General features: G+C 63.5%; 17 protein-coding genes. 5 read left to right on the top strand and 12 right to left on the bottom strand.

Features of this window, described 5'->3' with window-relative positions; all coding sequences use genetic code 11:
* Positions 1-160: 160 nt before the first annotated feature.
* The 9 genes from V6767_RS08175 to V6767_RS08135 all read right to left on the bottom strand — a co-directional run bounded on the left by V6767_RS08175 (position 161) and on the right by V6767_RS08135 (position 8,816).
* Entirely contained in the window at positions 161-1,234 is a 1,074-nt protein-coding gene (locus V6767_RS08175; RefSeq protein WP_448473014.1) for a saccharopine dehydrogenase C-terminal domain-containing protein, read from the bottom strand.
* 3 nt (positions 1,235-1,237) lie between these two features.
* Entirely contained in the window at positions 1,238-2,011 is a 774-nt protein-coding gene (locus V6767_RS08170) for an amino acid ABC transporter ATP-binding protein (RefSeq protein WP_448473013.1), read from the bottom strand.
* 16 nt (positions 2,012-2,027) lie between these two features.
* Positions 2,028-2,693, bottom strand: coding sequence for an amino acid ABC transporter permease (locus V6767_RS08165; protein ID WP_018066810.1), 666 nt, complete (start codon positions 2,691-2,693; stop codon positions 2,028-2,030).
* A gap of 260 nt (positions 2,694-2,953) precedes the next feature.
* The gene (dapA, locus tag V6767_RS08160) at positions 2,954-3,871 is read right to left on the bottom strand and encodes a 4-hydroxy-tetrahydrodipicolinate synthase (RefSeq protein ID WP_448473012.1); all 918 of its coding nucleotides are present in this window, start codon (positions 3,869-3,871) and stop codon (positions 2,954-2,956) included.
* 23 nt (positions 3,872-3,894) lie between these two features.
* Positions 3,895-4,641, bottom strand: coding sequence for a 4-hydroxy-tetrahydrodipicolinate reductase (locus V6767_RS08155; RefSeq protein ID WP_448473011.1), 747 nt, complete (start codon positions 4,639-4,641; stop codon positions 3,895-3,897).
* 10 nt (positions 4,642-4,651) lie between these two features.
* Positions 4,652-6,052, bottom strand: a complete 1,401-nt coding sequence (locus V6767_RS08150) for an aldehyde dehydrogenase family protein (protein WP_448473010.1) — start codon at positions 6,050-6,052, stop codon at positions 4,652-4,654.
* Between the two features lie 7 nt (positions 6,053-6,059).
* A complete protein-coding gene (locus tag V6767_RS08145; RefSeq protein ID WP_448473009.1) occupies positions 6,060-7,397 on the bottom strand; it encodes an FAD-dependent oxidoreductase in 1,338 nt (445 codons plus the stop codon).
* On the bottom strand, positions 7,390-7,644 hold the full coding sequence (locus V6767_RS08140; protein WP_448473008.1) for a 2Fe-2S iron-sulfur cluster-binding protein: 255 nt from the start codon (positions 7,642-7,644) through the stop codon (positions 7,390-7,392). Before V6767_RS08140 ends, V6767_RS08145 begins: the two co-directional genes overlap by 8 nt.
* Positions 7,641-8,816 carry an NAD(P)/FAD-dependent oxidoreductase gene (locus tag V6767_RS08135; protein ID WP_448473007.1) on the bottom strand — a complete coding sequence of 392 codons (1,176 nt, stop codon included), beginning with the start codon at positions 8,814-8,816 and terminating at the stop codon, positions 7,641-7,643. The genes V6767_RS08140 and V6767_RS08135 overlap by 4 nt, the downstream gene beginning before the upstream one ends.
* Positions 8,817-8,970: 154 nt before the next feature.
* On the opposite strand from V6767_RS08135, the gene V6767_RS08130 reads away from it, so the two are divergent.
* Both V6767_RS08130 and V6767_RS08125 read left to right on the top strand, forming a co-directional pair.
* Positions 8,971-9,894, top strand: coding sequence for a LysR family transcriptional regulator (locus tag V6767_RS08130; protein ID WP_448473006.1), 924 nt, complete (start codon positions 8,971-8,973; stop codon positions 9,892-9,894).
* Positions 9,895-10,039: 145 nt separating this feature from the next.
* A complete protein-coding gene (locus V6767_RS08125; protein WP_448473005.1) occupies positions 10,040-10,864 on the top strand; it encodes a transporter substrate-binding domain-containing protein in 825 nt (274 codons plus the stop codon).
* Between the two features lie 300 nt (positions 10,865-11,164).
* Here V6767_RS08125 and V6767_RS08120 read toward each other — a convergent pair whose 3' ends face one another.
* Positions 11,165-12,028 (bottom strand): LysR substrate-binding domain-containing protein, encoded by an 864-nt coding sequence (locus V6767_RS08120; RefSeq protein ID WP_448473004.1) that lies wholly within the window; start codon positions 12,026-12,028, stop codon positions 11,165-11,167.
* A gap of 449 nt (positions 12,029-12,477) precedes the next feature.
* Between V6767_RS08120 and V6767_RS08115 the strand changes: the two genes are divergently transcribed.
* Genes V6767_RS08115 through V6767_RS08105 form a run of 3 tightly spaced genes read left to right on the top strand, consistent with a single transcriptional unit; the run spans position 12,478 to position 15,487 of the window.
* Positions 12,478-13,602, top strand: a complete 1,125-nt coding sequence (locus tag V6767_RS08115) for a C4-dicarboxylate TRAP transporter substrate-binding protein (RefSeq protein ID WP_448473003.1) — start codon at positions 12,478-12,480, stop codon at positions 13,600-13,602.
* A 43-nt stretch (positions 13,603-13,645) separates the two neighbouring features.
* Complete coding sequence (locus tag V6767_RS08110) at positions 13,646-14,167, top strand: TRAP transporter small permease subunit (RefSeq protein WP_448473002.1); 522 nt, start codon at positions 13,646-13,648, stop codon at positions 14,165-14,167.
* 12 nt (positions 14,168-14,179) lie between these two features.
* Positions 14,180-15,487, top strand: a complete 1,308-nt coding sequence (locus V6767_RS08105; protein WP_448473001.1) for a TRAP transporter large permease — start codon at positions 14,180-14,182, stop codon at positions 15,485-15,487.
* A gap of 18 nt (positions 15,488-15,505) precedes the next feature.
* Here V6767_RS08105 and V6767_RS08100 read toward each other — a convergent pair whose 3' ends face one another.
* Entirely contained in the window at positions 15,506-16,918 is a 1,413-nt protein-coding gene (locus V6767_RS08100) for an NAD(P)/FAD-dependent oxidoreductase (RefSeq protein WP_448473000.1), read from the bottom strand.
* On the bottom strand, positions 16,915-18,402 hold the full coding sequence (locus tag V6767_RS08095; RefSeq protein WP_448472999.1) for an aldehyde dehydrogenase family protein: 1,488 nt from the start codon (positions 18,400-18,402) through the stop codon (positions 16,915-16,917). Before V6767_RS08095 ends, V6767_RS08100 begins: the two co-directional genes overlap by 4 nt.
* Between the last annotated feature and the right edge of the window lie 591 nt (positions 18,403-18,993).

The following is an 18,993-nucleotide window of genomic DNA, read 5'->3' as shown; positions in this document are numbered from 1 at the left end:
CATGCAACAGAATAGCTGTCCACGCCGCGTGAACATAGAGAGGTTAGCGGACAAGCGTAAACAGATGTTTATGCCGAACCGGCGGCATAGGAGAACGATGGACTCTCATTTTAAAAACCGCGACCGGCAAGCGCGTCGAGATCGCGATCGACGCCTGCATTCACGCCACGAGCAGCCGCTTGAGGAAGGGGGTTTCCAGCAATTTCTCGCTCTCGATACGGTTGTGGGCCACCATGCCGCTTGCGCCGAACGCGCCCTTGCGCAGAAGGTCGATCAGGCTTGCGGCGTAGGCCGCGGCGACCGAGGTCATGGCGTTGAACGGCTGATGCCTGTCGGAGCGGAAGCGCAGCGACAGAGACCGTTCGGCGGGACGGTTGCGATGCGTGCTGCGCGCCGTCAGGAACAGCAGGAGTTCGTCCTCGTCGATGACCGGCAACCCGTTCATCAGCAGGGATCGCAGCATGTCGCGGCGTGTTTTCAGACCCAGGTCGTCCAGCAGGAAGCGCATATAGTCGAGATGGCCGGGATAGCGCAGGGTCTTGAAGGTGACGTTCCGCACCCCCGCCTCCAGATAGGGCGTCAGGTCGGAAAGGCCGCGCGCGGTGGTGAAGCACTCATAGACCGTGCCGTCGAGCGTGACCTTTTCCAAATGCTCCAGCGGGTTCAGGAACAACGCCTTGCCATCCTGCACGGCTTCGCAGGCCCGGGTATATTCCTCGATCATCGCGTCGATGTCCCAGATCTGGCCGTAACCCAGCCGGTTGGTTGGGTAGCGGGGCAGCGAGCCGACCCGGATCGTCAGATCGCTGATCGTCCGGCCGGGCTCCATCAGCCCCGAGGCGATGTTGTCCACCAGCCCCGGCGCCACGCCTGCGCCCGAAAGCACCAGGCGCGTTTCGGCAAGTTTTTTCAGCAGGGAAAGGCTTTCAGGCCGCGCCGGGGAGAAATCCAGGAAATGCGCGTGTGAAGCGCCGGCAAGTTCGGCAATGCCGGAGGCAGCCCAATCAGGGGCGGCGGCAACGATCAGATCGCTGCCGCGCGCCTCGGCGGGCATCTTCTCATTCGGGCGCTGGCGCAGCGCCTTCACCGGAAGGCCGAGGGCGGCAAACGCGTCGAGCGCCTCCTCGGAAGGGTCGATGATCGTGACGTCGATATCGCCCGTGAGACATAGCGTTGCCGCAAGCGCCGAACCGACCTTGCCCGCGCCGAAGATCGCAACCTTGAACCTGTCCATGGTCTACCCCCTGAAGCGGGAAACGAAGGCCTGAAGCCTCGGATTTTGCGGATTGAGGATCACCTGGTCGGGCGAGCCGGTTTCCGCGATCACGCCCTGATCCAGGAACAGAACCCGGCTCGAGACATCGGCGGCAAAGGCCATTTCGTGGGTCACGATCGCCATGGTCATGCCGTCTTCGGCGAGCTTGCGGATAACGGCGAGAACCTCGCCCACCAGTTCGGGGTCAAGTGCACTCGTCACCTCGTCGAGCAGCAGCACCTCCGGCTCCATCGCCAGCGCGCGGGCAATCGCGACGCGCTGTTTCTGGCCGCCGGAAAGGTGATTGGGGTAGGCGGCGTGTTTTTCGGCGAGACCGACCTGGGCCAGAAGGTCCATTGCGTGCGCGATGGCCTCCTTCTTCGGCTTGCGGCAGACGATCACCGGCCCTTCGATGACGTTTTCCAGCACCGTCTTGTGCGGAAACAGATTGAAATGCTGGAACACCATGCCGACATGGCGGCGAAGCGTGCCGATCCCGATCTTGTCGCCGGCATCGCGGAAGCTTGCGCCGACATCGCACCCGCGAAAGCGGATCGTGCCGCCGGTGGGCGTCTCCATCACGTTGAGGCAGCGGATGAAGGTGGACTTGCCGGACCCCGAGGGGCCGATCAGGGCAACCACTTCGCCGCGCGTCAGGGTCAGGTCGATCCCCTTCAGGACCTCGTGAATGCCGTAGCTTTTCTGAAGGCCGGCAGCTTCGAGAACCGGCGCGCCGGTCTGGCTTTGCTGTGTCATGTTCATCTTCCTTCCCTCAGTCGCTGACCCTGAGCCGTTTTTCAAACCAGTCCGCGGCCTGCATCAAAGGCAGGAGCACGACGATGTAGAGCACGGCCATGACCGTGTAGGATTCCAGCGGCCGGTAGGTCTGCCCGTTCACCACCGCGGCCATATAGGCGAGGTCGGCAACCGAAATGACCGAGACGAGCGAGGTGTTCTTGAACTGGATGACCGACTGGTTGATGAAGGACGGCAGCACCCGTTTCAGCGCCTGCGGCAGGATGATCCGGCGCATCGACTGGAACGGGCTCATGCCGATGGCGGCCGCCGCCTCGCGCTGGCCCTTGTCGATCGACACGATCCCGCCGCGGAAGATCTCCGCGTAGAAAGCGCCGACATAGAGCGACAGGGTCAGCATGGCCGCGAACCGGTTGTCGATATTGACGCCGATCAGGAGCGGGAAGGCGTAATAGAACCACAGCAGTTGCACCAGAAGCGGGCTGCAGCGGAAGATTTCCTGATAGATCCGCCCGATCCAGTTGAACACCCTGAACCGCGACAGCCGGGCCGCGCAGGTGATGAAGCCGAGGATCACGCCGAAAAAGATCGATCCGAACGTGTAGACGATGCTGATCCCGAGCCCGTACAGGAACAGGTCGCGATACTGCCATACCGAATGAAAATCCCAGTTATACTGCATCACCTTGCTCCCTGGCTGTCACATCGATGCCCTGTTCGGGCCGAGCACCCGCAACACTGCTCTTGATGCCATTCTCTGTTCATTTCGGTTCCCCTCGTTATGGTGAAGTCCGGCTCCTCCCGAGACGGAGAGCCGCTCCTGCCGTTCGTGTCCGGCGCGCTGAACCGGCATTCTGTTAGCCGTTACCGCGCGCCGGGCAATTGTCCTTGCGCAAGTCCGGACCGAAAACAGGCGGTTTTCCGTCTGGCTGCCGCGATGCCTCAGCGCGCACCGAGCACGCTTGAGGCCGCCGATGTATAGCGGTTCAGGATGCCGGCGAGACGCTCGCGGTTGGCATCAGAGACCGGCACCATCGGCAGGCGCATTTCCGGGCCTGAAAGGTTGTTCAGCGCCAGCGCCGCCTTGACGGGGCCGGGATTGCTCTCGACGAACATCCCGTCGGTGAGTTCGGCCACCAGATCGTGCAGCGCAAGCGCATGGGCGGTATTGCCCTCATGCCAGGCCCTGACCATGGCGACCATTGATTCCGGCGCAACATTGGCGACGACGGAGGTGACGCCGACCGCGCCGAGCGACAGGAACGGCAATGTCAGCCCGTCATCGCCCGAATGCACGATCAGCTCGTCGCCGCAGGCGCGGCGCAGTTCGCTGACCCGGGCCGCGGAGCCGCCGGCCTCCTTGATGGAGAAGATGTTGGCGTGGTTGCGCATCAGCGTCGCGCAGGTTTCGGCTGCGATCTCGACGCCGCAGCGGCCGGGCACGGAATAGAGCATGACGGGCAGGGCGGTCGCCTCGGCCACCGCGCCGTAATGGGCAATCAGGCCCGCCTGGGTCGGCTTGTTGTAGTAGGGCGTGACGACGAGCACGGCATCGGCGCCGGCCGCTTCGGCGCGGCGGACCTTTTCGACCGCCTTCTTGGTGTCGTTGGCGCCGGCGCCTGCCATCACAAGCGCGCGGCCCTTGGTTTTCTCGACCGTGCGGGCAATCAGCTGATCGGCCTCGTCGTCGGAAAGGGTTGCGGCCTCGCCGGTGGTGCCGACGGGTACGAGGCCGGCGACGCCGGCCGCGATCTGTCGCTCGATCAGCGCATCGAAGGCGTCAAAATCGATCGCTCCATCACGAAACGGGGTGACGAGGGCGGTGAAAACGCCGGTAAAGCGGCTCCTGAGTTCGTTCATTGTCTTCTCCTCTGATTGGGTTTTCACCGGGCCGCAAGGCTGTCGGCGAGTGCATAGCGGCGGGGTTCGCGATGACCGGAGCTCAACCACTGGGCCGCGGTAATGGCGCCCTCGGCATAGGCCGAGAGCGTGTGAACCTGGTAGGTGAAACGGGCCTCCGCCGAACCGAGATCGAAGCTGACGGTGTTGATGCCGACGGTATCGCCTTCGCGGAACACGGTGATCGGCGTCTTTGCCGCGGCAAAGCCCATGACCGCGCTTCTCGCCTCCTCGATCTGTCCCGCAAGCAGTTTCGATGTCCCCGAAGGCTCGGCCTTTTTGCGGGTATGATAGGTCTCGGTTACACGCGGCTCGCCCTCCGGCATCATCCGGGCAAAGCCCAGAACGTTCAGGCGGAAGGCCTCGAAACCACGGGCGAAATTCGCGCTGATCAGCATCGGCCGGTGGGCGCAGCAGGCCGACAGGCGAGCATCGTCCTCGGCAGAGAAACCAGTGGTGCCGATGACCACCGGTATGTTCTTCAGGCCAATGGCGTCCTGCAGCGCCATGCTCGCCTGAGGCGTCGAAAAATCGATGATGACGTCGCAATGGCTCTTCATCGCCGCGTCCGCGGGGCGGTATTCAATGCTGCTGCCGGCGACAGGCTTGCCGACAAGCTTAGAACCCGGCGACACCATGGCCGCCGCAAGCTCAAGGCCGGGATTGGAGACGATCAGCTCCACGAGACTGGTTCCGACACGGCCCGAAGCGCCGAGTATTCCGATACGCATTATGCTCTCCTCAGTCGATCACGACCTTCTGTTCCGACATTTCCCGGATGGCGACGCGCACGCCCTCGCGGCCGAGGCCGGAGCGCTTGATGCCGCCGAAGGGCACATGCTCGGCGCGGAAATCGGGCCCCTCATTGATCATCACGCCGCCAACGGCGAGGTTGCGGGAAAACATCCGGATCAGGGCGTGGTCGTTGGTGAAGACGCCGGCCTGCAGCCCGTACTCCCCTGCATTGACCTCGGCGATCGCCTGGCCGGCATCGGTGAAGCGGCGGATCGCGATCACGGGACCGAAGGTCTCCTCGGCGATGACCGGGGCATCGACGGCGACATCGGTCAGAACGGTCGGTGCGAAAACGGTGCCATCATGATTACCGCCGGCAAGCAGCCGGGCCTTGCCGGCGCTGACCGTCGCCTCGATCCTTTCGGCGACCATGCGGGCCGCAGGAAGGTCGATCACGGTGCCCATGTCGGTGTCGTCACGCGCGGGGTCACCGAATTCGATGGCGTCCACGGCGGCCATCAGTCTGTCGGTGAAAGGCTTTTCAATATCGGCGTGGAGGTAAAGTTTCTTGACGGCAGCGCAGCTCTGTCCGGCAATCTCGAATCGGTGCCCGATCGTGGTGGCGACGGCGCGGTCGAGATCGGCATCGGGCAGGACGAACAGCGGGTCGTTGCCGCCAAGCTCCATCAGGCATCGCACCAGGCCGCTTGCGTTCTTCAGCGCCAGACCGGCAGCCGGGCCGCCGGTGAACGAAAGAAGATCGATCGGCGCGCGGGCAAGGGCAAGCGCTGCCTCAGCCCCGCCATTGACGACCTGGAACAGGTCCTCCGGCCAGCCCGCCTTGCGGGCCAGTTCGCAGAGCCTGTTGGCCGCAAGCGGTGCCTTCGGCGAAGGCTTGGCGACCACCGCGTTGCCGGCGGCAATCGCCGGGCCGAGCTTGTGGCAGAGAAGATTGACCGGATAGTTGAAGGGCGTGATCGCGCCAACCACGCCGACAGGCTCATAGGTGACGGTCGCAAGCCGGTCGGCGCCGCCCTCGACGATGGCGCAGTGCAGCGCCTCGCCGTCGAGGAAGGTCGCGGCGTCGCCAGAAAGCTTCAGCGTGTTCTGGGCGCGACGGATTTCGTTGCGGGCCTCCCTTATGGTCTTGCCCATTTCCGAGGACACGAGGCGCGCCAGGTTCTCCGCATCAGCGGCTATCTCGGCGGCAAGCGCGTTCAGTAGCGCGCGCCGCGTGGCTGGCGTCGAGAACCGGAAGGCGCGGGCGGCGGCCTTGGCGTTGATCACGGCGGCGTCGATCTCCGCCGGCGTGTTCACGCAGAGCTCGCCCACCGGCGCGCCGGAAAACGGGTTGCGGACGGAAATCGTTTCTGTTTTCGGCAGGATCGCCGCCTGTGCCTGTGCCATGGGTGCCTCACTGGTCTTTCGGTTCAATTGGGGAGTGTGCCGCGGTGATCATCGCTTCGATCGCGACCGGGCGGACCGGCCATCGCCTGCCGGCCAGGTTTTTGGCCGCGGGGACAGTTTGGTCCGGTCTGAGTTCGGCCATCAGCGCTGCGGTATTGTGGGCGCAGAACCGGCCCTGGCAGGCGCCCATGGCGAAGCGGCCATTGTGCTTGATCTCGCGCTCGGACGGCGCATCGACGCCAAGCACGAGCCGTTTCAGGTCCCCCGTCGTCTTGCCTTCGCAGCGGCAGAGGATCGTGTCATCCGGCAGCGCCGCAAGCGATTGAGCGCCCGCCGCCGGTGCGAAAATCCGGTCGAGCACCGCCTGCGCCGCGCGCATGCGCGCCAGCATTGCTTCGGGCCTTGGCGCCTGTCCGGAAAGCGCCGCAATTACCTGGCCCGCGGCCTTGCGGCCGTCGGCTTCGGCGGCGATGCTGCCCAGCGCCTCGCGCCCGTCGCCGGCATGGAGGATCAGGGGGTGGTTGGGAGAAGGCTGGCCTTCAGGCGGCAATGCGAAATCATTGGGCCGGATACCCTCATGGAGGCCAACGCGATCCGCGACGATTTCCCGGCTGCGGCCATTCCGCCCGGCAAGCGTGACGACAAGCCCCTCGTCGGTCCGGCGGATATCGCGCACCGTTGTCGCCTGCAGGACCGGGATCCGCCGGGCAAGGAGCGTCGCCATATAGCCGAGGGATTCCATCAGCAATCGGGGGAACTGGAAAAGCGCAAGGCCGGCGGATACCGCCCTGAAGGGCGCGCCCGCCTCGACGACGGCGACCGGCGGATTGCCGAGCCGCGCCATCTGTGCCGCAACGGCCATAAGGAGCGGGCCGTTTCCAGTGAGCAGAACGCGGCCCTGCGGCGGCCGTCCGGTTTCCTTCATCATCACCTGCAGGCCGCCGGCGGTGGAAACGCCGGGCAGGTGCCAGCCCGGACGCGGCAGGACCTTCTCGACCGCGCCGGTCGCGATGATCACCGCCTTGGGCTGCCGCGTTTCGATACGTCCCGTCCGGCGGTTCTCGGTCACCACCCAGCCATCGCCGTCGACCGCGATAAAAACCTGTTCATGGTGGATCGGAATGTTTTCGGCGGCCTGTCTCAGCCGCGCGAAACGTGCCTTGGCCGCGCGCGGCTGGGCAACCGGCGTGACGCCGTCGATGGGCTGGCGGAAGATCGCGCCGCCGATCGTCGGCCGCTGTTCGATGATCTCGACCGAAATGCCGGCGCGCTTCAGCGTGGCGGCGGCAGACAGTCCCGCCGGACCGGCGCCGATGACGAGCACGTCTATCGCGGGTTCAGACATAGCCGCCCTCCATGCTTTCCACCTGCATGCCCTGGCGGGCAGGGGTCAGGCAGGTTTCGCGCACGATCCCGTCAACCCGCGCGACGCAGCCCTGGCACGCGCCGATGCCGCAGAAATAGCGGGTCGGCTGCCCGAGCCCGTCGGCGCCAAGCTGCGTCACGCCTTCGGCAACAAGAGCGGCCGCGATGGTTTCGCCCGGGCGGAAGGCGACTTCGCGCCCCATGAAGAAGAATGTCCCCCGGTTCATGCCGCCACCTCGCAGATGCCGAAGCGGGCGGGATCAAACGGACTGATATCGATCGATGGACGCTCTCCGGTGACCAGTTCGGCGATCGTCCTGCCGGTGACCGGACCGAGACAGATGCCATCACCTTCAAAGCCGGTGGCGATGAAGCCGTTTTCGATGCCGGGCAGCCTGCCGATCAGCGGCAATCCATCGGAAACCGCGGTGCGCGCGCCGGCAAAGGCCCTGAGAAGCCGCAGCCGGGCAAGGCCAGGCACCAGCGCGACGGCGTCGCTCAGGATGCGGGACACCGCCTCGAGATCGTTGACCTTGCGGTCGCCAAAGGCTTCGCGCGTGCCGCCGATCAGAAATTGCCCCGTCTCCAGCGGATCGATGACAAGGCCGAAGCCGCGTCCGGGCCGGGCGGCTTCGCCGCTGCCGGAACGCTTGGAAAGCAGATATCGGCCCGACATGATCGCGCCGGGCATGGAGGCGTTGAGGGCGAAGGCGCGTTCGGTCACGAGCAATTGCCCTTTGCGCGGAATGAGTCCGGCGCCGACATTGACGAGACGCTCGGAGCCGGAACCGGCGCAGATGACGACGGCGTCGGCGGAGAGAAACCCGTTGTCGGTCTCAACGCCCTCGACCCGTTCGCCATTGCCGGCAAGCCGCAGCCGGCTGGCGCGGGTGTTGCGATGCACGGCGATGCCGGCGGCTCCGATCAGCCGGTGAACGATCCGGTAGCCGATCGCGTGTCCCTCCGCATGGACTTCGACGGCGAGCGAGGCGCTGTCGGAAAGCGCCGGAAAGCGCCGGCGCAGTGCGCAAGCGTTGAGATGCTCCACGCTCACGCCGGCGGATGAGAGGGCCGCCGCATGCGCCTCGAGCACCGTGCATTCTTCCGCGCTGGAGGCGATGATGAAGGTCGAGCGCTGCTTGAACAGGCCGGCGAACAGCCCGTCTTTCGCAAGCCTGCGGTAAAGCGCAATGCCCTCCAGGGCCGTCGTCATCATCGGACCGGGACGCTTGCTGGCCACGGAGACCGCGCCATCGGCAGCGCCGGTCGCCTCCGCCGCCGGCGCGCTGCTGTCGATCAGCGTGACGCGGACGCCCTTTTTCGCCAGAAAATAGGCGGTCGCCGCGCCGACGATGCCGGAGCCGATGACGATGGCGGATGGTGAGGAGCGGGCATGCATTTGGTTTGACCGGTATGATGACGTTCGATATCGGTCATATTGACGGCTGTCGGCTTCGGGCGTCGATACAAGAGAATGGCCTTCAAAGGTCATGTTTTTTGTATCAGGCTTGCGGCCGGCCACCCCTTAAAAGAGAAGAAAGGGGATTTTCGCGATGGCAAAGATCAGTCTTACGCTGGTGCAGACATTCTATCATGTGGCGCGCTACGGCTCCTTCTCGGCGGCGGCGCGCGAGTTGAACCTGTCCTATCAGTCCGCCGCCAACCACGTGCGACGGCTTGAGCAGATACTGAAGAACAAACTGATCGAATCCGAACAGGGCGCCAAGCGCATCTCGCTCACGCCGCGCGGCCGCGCCCTGTACAATCTGTTGCATCCCGAACTCGACATCATGCTGGAGCGGCTGACGACGCTGATCGAGAACCAGCGCTCCGCGCTAAGGGTAGGCATGCCGCAGGCGATCTTCTTCTATCTGTTTCCCAAGGTTCTGGCCCGCTTCCGAGAGGCTTTTCCCGAGATGGAGTTTTCCGTCTACGAACGCGATACGGTGTTGGCCGAACTGGTCAAGAACGGCAGCCTCGATGTCTGCATCTCGGAACGCTATTTCGGCGACCCGGTCGTGCCGCAGCGCATGCTCGGCAGCTACCGGCTCTCACTTGTCTTCCCGCGCGACTGGGGCGATGTGCCGGCGCAGGAGGATATTCCGGCCTGGGCCGCGGACAAGCCGTTCGTCACCTATGAACCCGGGCAGACACTGCGCAATGTCTCGGTCGATTTTCTCGGCCGCGAGGGCAGGGCGGTTCATCCCGCGATTTCGACCTCGGGCAGTTCCAGCGTGAAGCTGTGCGTTGAAGAAGGGCTCGGCTTTTCCATCATTCCCTCATGGTGCGTGGCCGCCGATGACGAGAAAATCGCCTCGCTCCGCCTGACCAGCCTGCCGGAAATCCGGGTCTATTTCGGCAGCGCCGGATTCCTGCAAACCCACCCCATGGTCCAGCAGCTATACGAGGATTGCCAGCGCGAGCTGGTGGGTCCGGTTCTCGACCCGCCGAGCGGCGATATCCTGCCGCCTCTATGACCCGAACATACAAAAAAGCGCACAAGCGCCGTCTTTTCTCTAGCATTGCCTGGATCGGCTGAGCCGCTAGCCTGTTCCCGGACGTGGCCGATGGGGGTTGCGGTTCGAAAAAACGATCAATCCGGGGAATTATGGAGATCTCTCAATGAACTTGTTTGCCAAGATCTGTGGCGTGACGGCGGTGGCGCTTTCGCTGTTCTCAGCCTCCGCCAGCGCCGACACGGTCAGCGACATCCGCGAACGCGGCAAGCTGCGCATTCCGGCGATCCTGAACGAAGTGCCCTATTTCAACAAGGACCCGCGCACGGGGGAATGGACCGGCTTCGTTATCGATATGGCGTCGGACATCGCCAAGACGCTTGATGTCGAGCTGGAAGTGGTGGAATCGAGCTGGTCCAATGCCATTCTGGACGTCCAGAGCGGCAAGGTCGACATGGCCTTCGCCGTCACCGCGACGCCGGTGCGCGCGCTGTCGGTTTCGTTTTCCGACCCGACCTATTACAACAGTTTCGTGCTGATCTCCGCCGATGAAGCGCTTGCGGGCAAGAGCTGGAACGAGCTCAACGATCCGCAATACACCTTCGCCGTTGATCTCGGCTCCGCGCAGGATCTGATAGCGCAGCAATATCTGCCGAAGGCCAATATTCTCCGCTTCAAGACCCGCGATGAGGCGATCGTCGCCGTCACCACCGGCAAGGCGCAAGGCCTGATCAACACCATGCTCAACGGGCTGGTGATCTCCAAGAAGGCTGCAAGCGTCGGCAGCGTCAAGGTGCCGACCCCGGTCCTGTCCACGCCTTCGGTGATTGCCGTGAACTACGGCGCGGACGAGACCTTCAAGAGCTTCGTATCCGCCTGGGCCGAGTATAACCGCCGCATCGGCAACAACCAGACCTGGATTCTCAAGAGCCTCGAGCCGTTCGGCATCTCGTTGACCGACATGCCCCCCGGCTTCGGCTTCGGCGGCTGATCGGGACCACGGATTGCCGTCCATTTCAGCAGACGGAAAGACGCCCGGCGCGTGTGCCGGGCGTTTTTTGCGTGCGGCCGTTCGCCAGCCGGATGGAGGAGAGGGGGCGATGCCCTGCAGCTCTTTTGCGCCGCGTTCGACGGGACGCTGGTGTCCATGCGCGTGGCGTGTCGCGCTGATTAGCCATGGCTGGCGAGTAGCTGACGTCTGAGCGTCACGGGCGTCCTCGTGCATCCCGAAGTTCAGCGCCTACCTTCGCCGGGCGACGGCCAAGTGGTGAGAAATTGCAGGGTTGAGGCTTCAGTTGCGTTCGATATGGGTCATGAGGGTCTCGACGAACCGGTCGGCGCTCTCCTTGTGAGGTGCGCCTGGTTGTATGACGAAGTAGGGGTTTGGGGCGGGGACCTCGATATCCAGCAATCGCACCAGTGCGCCGCTGCGAAGGTCGTCGGCGCACAGGATCGAGGTGCCGACCGCGATCCCGCATCCTCGTCTTGCAGCCTGGAGCGACACCGCGGCATTGGGGAAAAAGATCTGCTGGGCGAATTGCAGCGGTTGCGATGACGACGCCATGCTGAGCAGACGCATCCAGTCGGCGCCCTTGTCGGCATGCAGGGCAATGCAGCGGGCAAGGTCGGACGGCGTCTTGATATCCCATTCATATCTCAGTTCCGGGCGACCGACCGGGAAATAGATTTCGTCGCCCAGGATTGCCTCGCGCGTGCCGGGGACCGGGCGTTCGCCGTAGGAAATGATGACGTCCATGCTGTCGTCAGCCATGTCGATCGTGAAGACCCGCACCGTCATCAGCGGATATTGCTCACAGAACAGCTTGATGATCGACGGAAGGCGCGAGCCGGCGAAGGCGGGCGCGCATGCTATCCTCAGCTCGCCGTCCATGCCGGAATCCGAAGACAATGACTGGCATGCCCGTTCCATATCCCGGAAGACATTGCTCAGCCGGCTGTAGAGCGACGCGCCTGCGGATGTCAGCGCCAGGGTGCGCTTGCTGCGGACGATCAGGGTTTCGCCCAACTCCTCTTCCAGTCGCCGGATCTGGTACCGCACAGCGCCATCGGTCACATTGAGCTGGGCGGCTGCAGCGGAGACACCGCCGCTGCGGGCAACTTCATGGAAAGCCTTCAGCGCTGTCAGATTGAGCATTGTTTCCACTTTTTTGGAAATTGATTTAACATATCTCAGCAATATTATTCGCTTGCGTCAATTTATCTCGCGAATAATCTTTCTATAAGAAAAAAACGACCGATGGTCCGGGAAGCCGGCCTTCGGTACGGAAGGGGATCATAAAGCGGAGCTTCAGCGTCGTGCGCGATCGACGGTCTCAAAGGTGTGCATGAGTGCGACGTCTCGAACGCAGGAAAGGCGTTTGACGGAGCCATGCCAACAACGGACATCGGTCAGGAGACGCGCCTCTTTCTGACGACTTCCTTCAATCTGATTTCGGGCGCGGCGAATGCGCGGAGCCCGGCATTTTCGGCTGGTGCTTGCGCACCATAAGGCGCCGCCCACATCGAAGTGACGATGTCCGGGGCCGGACGGAGCCACCGGGCCGAGAAATAGTATTGACGTCCGATAGCGAAAGGAATGAGGCTATGAAACGCTTTGCCGGAGTACTCTTCATCAGTTTCCTCGGCGCCGCGGCCGCACCCGCCACGGCAACCGAGATTACCGCCAGTATCTGGTTCCCGGACACCTATCCGCTGGCCAGGGATGGCTACATGGCCCTGTCCGAGACGCTTGAGGAAAAATCCGACGGCGAACTGACCATGAAGGTTTTCACCGGCGACTCGGTTCTGCCGCCGGGCGCGCATCTGTCCGGCCTGCGTGACGGGATTGTCGACATGACCTATCATGCCGGAACCTACACCCCGTCGGATCTTCCGCCTGACAATGTGCTTGCGGCGCTCGGGATTTCCTACAATGACAGTATGGTGCTGACGGCGGCGGTCGCCGATTTCTATCTCAACGACGCCGAGATGCAGGCGATGTTCGACAGGCACGGCATCGTCTTTCTCGGCAGCTACGCCTCGCCATCCTATGTGCTGATGTGCAACACGCCCGTCGTCACGCTCGACGATATCGCGGGCAAGAAGATCAGGATGCCGAGCCCGGTGCATGCCGCCTGGGCGGCCTCGGTGGACGCCGTGGCGGTGAACGTCCCGTCTTCCGAGATGTTTACCGGGCTTGAAAAGGGGCAACTCGACTGTGCCGCCAATTCGCCGAATGACCTGAAGACGCGCTCCCTTTGGGACGTGGCGAAGGAAGTGACGCTTCTGGATCTCGGCCAGTATTTCGCCGGCTGGCAGTACGCCATGAACAAGCCGGCCTGGTCCGGGCTTTCGCTGGAAGAGCGGCAATTGCTGGTCGACAGCATATCCGACAATCTCGTTGATATGACCCATGCTTTCGAGGTCTCGGTTGACGAGGCTCTCACTGAGGCCAAGGATCACGGCGTCACGCTCCACGAACCGGGCGAGGGGCTGACCGATGAGCTCCACACCTTCATCGAAACGGATGTCGAACCGATGGCGATCGACGTCGGCGAACGCCTTGGCGTTCAGGATCCCCAGTCCCTGATCGACCGGTTTGAGACAACGCATGAGAAGTGGCGGCAACTGCTTGCCGATGTCGACCGCGATGATACCGATGCTCTCAAGACAATCTTCCGCGAGCAGATATTCGGAAACATCGATGTCTCGACCTACGGCACGAATTGAGGCGTAATATCAGGGACAGAAGACCAGGACCGAGGACCAGCGCATGATATTGCGATCGATTAAACGCCTTGCCATGCTGCTGGCCGTTCTTGCGCTCGCAAGCCTGTTCTTCATGATGCTTCAGACCGTGATCGATGTGCTGGCCAGCAATCTCGCCGGCCGGCCCATCGCCGGAAACCTCGAGATCATCTCGGTCTATCACATGGTGCTCGTGGTCTTCCTCCCGCTCGCCTTCGTCGAGCGGAACAACGAGCATATCACCGTCGACCTTCTCTATAATGCCTTGCCCGCGCGGCCGCGGCGCTGGGTCCTGGTCGCAGGCTATGGCGTCACGGCCTTCTTCTTCGGTCTTCTCGCCTGGCAGACCGGCGCGGACGCGCTGCGGTCTTTCCAACTCAACGAAATGATCATGGGCGCGGTCTATGTGACGATCTGGCCGGCGAAGCTGGCCCTGCCGATCGGCTTCGCCGCCGCATGCCTCATGGTTCTCGCGAATGCCTATCAGGCGGCGACCGATCCCGACTACGACCCGTCGCCCGCCGCTCCGGAAGAAACCGGCACGTAAACAGGGACAATAATGGACAATCTGACGATCGGTTTTCTAGGCTTGGGCGCCGGGTTTATCCTGCTGCTGTTGCGGGTGCAGATTGGCGTCGCGCTCGGACTGGTCTCCTTCATCGGCATTGCCGTCTTGCTCAACATGCGCGCGGCGCTGGGCATGCTTACGGCTGTTCCGTTCAACTTTGTCGGCGACTGGAATCTGACGGCCATTCCGATGTTTCTCCTCATGGGATTTGTCGCCTCGGAGACGGGAATTTCGGCCAGTCTTTTCCGCGCCATGCGGATACTGCTCGCCTGGTTGCCGGGCGGTCTTGCGGTGGCAAGCGTCGGGGCGTGCGCGATGCTCTCGGCAGCGTCCGGTTCCAGCGTCGCCACATCGTCCGCCTTCGCGCGCATCGCGACGCCGGAAATGCTGCGCTACCGTTATGACGCGGGGCTGGCGACCGGCGTGATCGCCGCCGCCGGCACGCTCGGCTCCCTGATCCCGCCGAGCATTCTGATGGTACTGTACGGATATCTCGCCGAGGTTTCGATCGCGAAGCTGTTCATGGCCGGATTTCTGCCGGGGCTTCTTTCGGCCGCGATGTTCATTGCCATGATCGTCATCCGCTGCTGGCTCAATCCGCGCCTGGCACCCGCCGTCTCCGAGACCTTCAGCCGTCGCGACCTTATCGATGCCATAAAGGACATCTGGGCGCTGCCGACCATCATCGTCGGCGTTCTCGCCGGCATCTTCATCGGTCTGTTCAGTCCGACGGAGGCCGGCGCGGTCGGCGCAATGCTGGCGATCGGCCTGGGCGCGATGCGGCGTTCGTTGACATGGCAGTCGCTCTATCGCAGCGGGCTTGCGACGCTGTCCAGCACGGCGGGCATTTTCATGGTGGTGATCGGCACGACGCTGCTCGGCAAGTTCATGACGCTCAGCGGCGTCCCGAACTATATCGCGTCCTCCTTGCTGGCGTTCGGCTCCTCCGATCTGCTCGTGATCGCGATGGTTGCCGTGCTGTACCTGATCCTTGGCTGCTTTCTCGACTCCATCGGCATCATGCTTCTGACCATGCCGATTATCCTGCCGGTTGTGCGCGACTCCGGAATCGAGCCAATCTATTTCGGCATCATACTGGTGAAGCTCCTGGAAATCGGGCTGGTCACGCCGCCCGTGGGTCTCAACGTCTACATTGTCAAGGCGGCGCTGGGCGACAGGGTGGGGCTCGTCTCTATTTTCCGGGGCGTGAGCTGGTTTGTCGCCGTCGACCTGATCACGTTGATCCTGCTGATCGGCTTCCCGATCATCACGCTCTATCTTCCGTCGCTGATGTCATAGTGACCGCAGCGGACGTCGTCAGGAATCGAAGCCCACGCCGAAGGCATCGAGCATTTTGTTGAATGCCGAGCGCCGTCCGGTTTCGTCTTCGCGCGCCAAACCGTGCTGGGCCATGCGGATGCCGAGCCAGCGGAACGGTTCGGGCGGGAAGGGGAAGGGAGGCCGGCGAAGCATTGCCAGCTTGGTCCGCTCCGTCTCTCGTCCCTGTAGCAGATCGAGCATCGTGAGAGCCGCAAACCGGGTCGCCGAAACGCCCTGGCCGGTGAACCCCATCGCATAGGCGACGCGGCCGGCATGGGCCGTTCCCGCAAAGAAGGTGGTGCGCGCGGAGGTATCGATCACGCCGCCCCAGGCATGCGTCACGGAGACATGCGAAAGCGAGGGCAGGGCGCGGACGAAATTGTTCGCAAGCCGGTCGAAGCTTTCGCTTTCCGTCAGAAAGGCTTCGTCCCGGCGCGACCCGTAGTGATATACCGCATCATAGCCGCCCCAGAGGATGCGGTCGTCCGCGGTCTTGCGGACATAGTGGAACTGGTTGCCGCAGTCGGCGATGCAATGCCGCTCAGTCCAGCCGATCGACGCCAGTTCGTCCGCCGCAAGCGGCCGTGTCACGATCGCGTAGTCGAAGATCGGGATGGCTGCGGAGCGGAGGCGTTTCAGCAACGGCGGCGCGGCATTGGTGGCAAGGACGACCTGTGCTGCGCGAATAACGCCACCCGGCGTTTCCAGCTCGACGCCACCTGCATCGTCGCGCACCGCGGTGACCGGCGTGTTTTCGTGGATTGCAACGCCCCTCGCGAGTGCGACGCGGCGGAGCTCTGCTACCATCTTGCCGGGGTTGAGGACGGCGTAGTTCGGCTCGTACAGACCGGCGGAATAGACCGGCGAGTTGAAACGTTCCCTGAGCGCGTCCCCGGTCAGCAGCTCGCTCTTGATGCCGAAGCGGCTGTAGAGCTCGGCCTGTGTCTGCAGTCCCTCGATCTGCCACGGCTTTTCCGCGACCGTCACTTTCCCCTTGCGTTCGAACTCGACCGACATCCCGAATTCGGCAAGGTCGGCCTCGAAGCCATCCAGATTGGCGCGCCCGAATGCCACGAGCGCGTCGGCCTCGGCCGGCCAGCGCTTCACGGCATTGCCCACGCCATGCGAGATCGAGGGCGCGCAAAAGCCGCCATTGCGGCCGGACGCGGCGTTGCCGCAGGCGCCGGCCTCGACCAGCACGATCTGGGCATCCGGCAGGCGACGGCGTGCCTCAAGTGCCGCCCACAGCCCCGTGAAGCCGCCGCCGACAATGGCGAGGTCACAGGTCGTGTCGGCATCAAGGGCCGGACATTGCGGCTGCTCGCCTACCGTGTCGCGCCAATAGGGCCTTCGTGCGGCGGTTTTCAAGGTGTCGCGAATGCCGGAAGCGACCGTGCCTGTGTCTTTCATTCCGAGGCTCCAAGATACCAGCCCCAATGTTCACGGTGGTCGAAGCGCGTGACCTGCTTGGTTTCAAAATATGCATCGAAGCCCGCGCGGCCGAGTTCGCGGCCGATGCCGGACATCTTGTAGCCGCCCCAGGGCGCCTGGACGAAGGTCGGCTGTGAACAGTTCACCCAGACAATGCCCGCCCGCAGTTTCGCGGCGACGCGCTCGCAACGCTCCAGGTCGTCCGACATCACGGCCGCGGCAAGACCGTATCGGCTGTCGTTTGCGAGGACGAGCGCTTCTTCCTCCGTGTCAAAGGCGTTGACGCAGACGACGGGACCAAAAACCTCCTCCCGCCAGATATCGGAATCCGTGGGTACGTCCGCAAAGATCGTGGGTGTCAGATAATAGCCGCGTTCAAGGCCCTCCGGACGGTCGCCGCCGGAGACCAGACGCGCGCCGGTGCGCTTGCCTGCCGCGATGGCGGCGCGCACCTTGTCATATTGACCCTGCGAGACCAGCGGGCCGAGCTTGACGCCGGGCGTTGCCCCCGCGCCGATCGTGATCGCCTCCGCAGCGTCGCGCAGGCGGTCCAGCAGCCGCGCGTATTTCGGCCGCTGCACCAGTATGCGCGAGGTTGCCGAGCACACCTCGCCCTTGTTCCAGAAGATGCCGAACAGGATCCATTCGACGGCCTTTTCGATGTCGCAGTCGTCGAAAATGACAAAGGGCGACTTGCCGCCGAGTTCCAGGGAGACGGTCCGGATGCCGGCGCTGGCCGCCTGCATGACCTTGCGGCCGGTCGCGACCGAGCCGGTGAATGCAACCTTGTCGACGAGCGCATGGTCGGCAAGCGGCTGGCCGGCCGCCGGCCCCGTGCCGGTGACGAGGTTGAAAACGCCGGCGGGAAGCCCGGCCGCATCGATGATCCGCGCAAGCTCATGACAGGAAAGCGAGCAGAGTTCAGACGGTTTCAGCACGATGGTGCATCCGGCGGCAAGCGCCGGCGCAACCTTCCAGACCGCCATCAGCAGCGGAAAATTCCAGGGCGTTATGGCGGCGACCACGCCGAGCGGTTCGCGCACGATCTTCGAGTGGAAGCGGGCATCGCCGACATCGACCTCTTCCTGCGGACGCGCTGCGTCGTTCTCGGCAAGGTCGGCATAATAGTCGAAACAGAAGGCTGCATCGGCGACGTCCCATTCCGCTTCGGGCAGCGGCTTACCATTGTCGCGGACTTCCAGAAGCGCGATCTCCTTCAGCCGCGCGCGGATGCCCTCGGCGATCCGCCGTAGCGCGGCGGCGCGTTGCCTGCCGTCAAGGCTGGACCATTCTCCGGCGTCGAATGCCCGCCGCGCCGCGCGCACGGCGCTGTCGATATCGGCTGCCTGTCCGGCTGCGATCTCTGCGAATGGCTCCTCGGTGGCGGGGTCAATCGCCGGAAAGTAGCCCGCCTCGGACGGGGCGGTAAACATGCCGTCAATGTAAAGACTGGTCCTGTCCATCGAAACTTCCTTGTCACTTGCCTGCGGCGGGAATGCCGGCGCGCGTCGCTCGGCGGCGCCGCCGCCCTCCTTCAGGCCTTCAGCAGATCGAGAAGAGCCGTCCGTTGTCGGGTGTCTGCCATAGGCCACGGGAGGAGTGCGGCTGCCTTCCGGCGGTCGGGCGGTTGTCCTGCAAACTGCCCGGCCTCTGCTCAATACCCGTCACGAGGGTACAACCAGGAATTCAGCTGACGCAAATCAATAAACTTGCCGATCAACGTTAAAGGATTTGACGCAACCAGGGGGCTTCACCGCCATTCCCGACTTGGTCCGGCCGCGACCGCGCGGTTGCGCGGACCGCACCTGAAACCGCTTTCATCTTAGAGAAGGCGTTCTCTTCCTTTTGTGTTAATTTTGCTAACATTATTGGGAAATAATATTCGCTTGCGTCAAATGGATTCACGAATAATCTTTTCCCGGGAGAGGAAACCGGATTTCCGGTCCGCAGGAGGGTCCTTCATCCCAACGCGTGAGTGACCGACGGCGAGCGCAGGCGCTCGACCAAGGCATCTCGGCGGCATTCGCGTTCGGCGGACAGGCCTGCCGATCAGA

This window comes from Martelella sp. FLE1502, from assembly GCF_053484255.1.
Note: the sequence above shows the minus strand (reverse complement) of the source record. Positions and strands in the feature narration are given on the sequence as shown.

What these genes read in the sequence shown, in the direction of transcription:
- V6767_RS08100 (WP_448473000.1), bottom strand. Translation starts at nt 16,918, where the DNA reads ATGAAAGACACAGGCACGGTCGCTTCCGGCATTCGCGACACCTTGAAA.
- V6767_RS08125 (WP_448473005.1), top strand. Translation starts at nt 10,040, where the DNA reads ATGAACTTGTTTGCCAAGATCTGTGGCGTGACGGCGGTGGCGCTTTCG.
- V6767_RS08140 (WP_448473008.1), bottom strand. Translation starts at nt 7,644, where the DNA reads ATGAACCGGGGGACATTCTTCTTCATGGGGCGCGAAGTCGCCTTCCGC.
- V6767_RS08165 (WP_018066810.1), bottom strand. Translation starts at nt 2,693, where the DNA reads ATGCAGTATAACTGGGATTTTCATTCGGTATGGCAGTATCGCGACCTG.
- dapA (WP_448473012.1), bottom strand. Translation starts at nt 3,871, where the DNA reads ATGAACGAACTCAGGAGCCGCTTTACCGGCGTTTTCACCGCCCTCGTC.
- V6767_RS08175 (WP_448473014.1), bottom strand. Translation starts at nt 1,234, where the DNA reads ATGGACAGGTTCAAGGTTGCGATCTTCGGCGCGGGCAAGGTCGGTTCG.
- V6767_RS08130 (WP_448473006.1), top strand. Translation starts at nt 8,971, where the DNA reads ATGGCAAAGATCAGTCTTACGCTGGTGCAGACATTCTATCATGTGGCG.
- V6767_RS08120 (WP_448473004.1), bottom strand. Translation starts at nt 12,028, where the DNA reads ATGCTCAATCTGACAGCGCTGAAGGCTTTCCATGAAGTTGCCCGCAGC.
- V6767_RS08105 (WP_448473001.1), top strand. Translation starts at nt 14,180, where the DNA reads ATGGACAATCTGACGATCGGTTTTCTAGGCTTGGGCGCCGGGTTTATC.
- V6767_RS08155 (WP_448473011.1), bottom strand. Translation starts at nt 4,641, where the DNA reads ATGCGTATCGGAATACTCGGCGCTTCGGGCCGTGTCGGAACCAGTCTC.
- V6767_RS08115 (WP_448473003.1), top strand. Translation starts at nt 12,478, where the DNA reads ATGAAACGCTTTGCCGGAGTACTCTTCATCAGTTTCCTCGGCGCCGCG.
- V6767_RS08170 (WP_448473013.1), bottom strand. Translation starts at nt 2,011, where the DNA reads ATGACACAGCAAAGCCAGACCGGCGCGCCGGTTCTCGAAGCTGCCGGC.
- V6767_RS08095 (WP_448472999.1), bottom strand. Translation starts at nt 18,402, where the DNA reads ATGGACAGGACCAGTCTTTACATTGACGGCATGTTTACCGCCCCGTCC.
- V6767_RS08135 (WP_448473007.1), bottom strand. Translation starts at nt 8,816, where the DNA reads ATGCATGCCCGCTCCTCACCATCCGCCATCGTCATCGGCTCCGGCATC.
- V6767_RS08145 (WP_448473009.1), bottom strand. Translation starts at nt 7,397, where the DNA reads ATGTCTGAACCCGCGATAGACGTGCTCGTCATCGGCGCCGGTCCGGCG.
- V6767_RS08150 (WP_448473010.1), bottom strand. Translation starts at nt 6,052, where the DNA reads ATGGCACAGGCACAGGCGGCGATCCTGCCGAAAACAGAAACGATTTCC.
- V6767_RS08110 (WP_448473002.1), top strand. Translation starts at nt 13,646, where the DNA reads ATGATATTGCGATCGATTAAACGCCTTGCCATGCTGCTGGCCGTTCTT.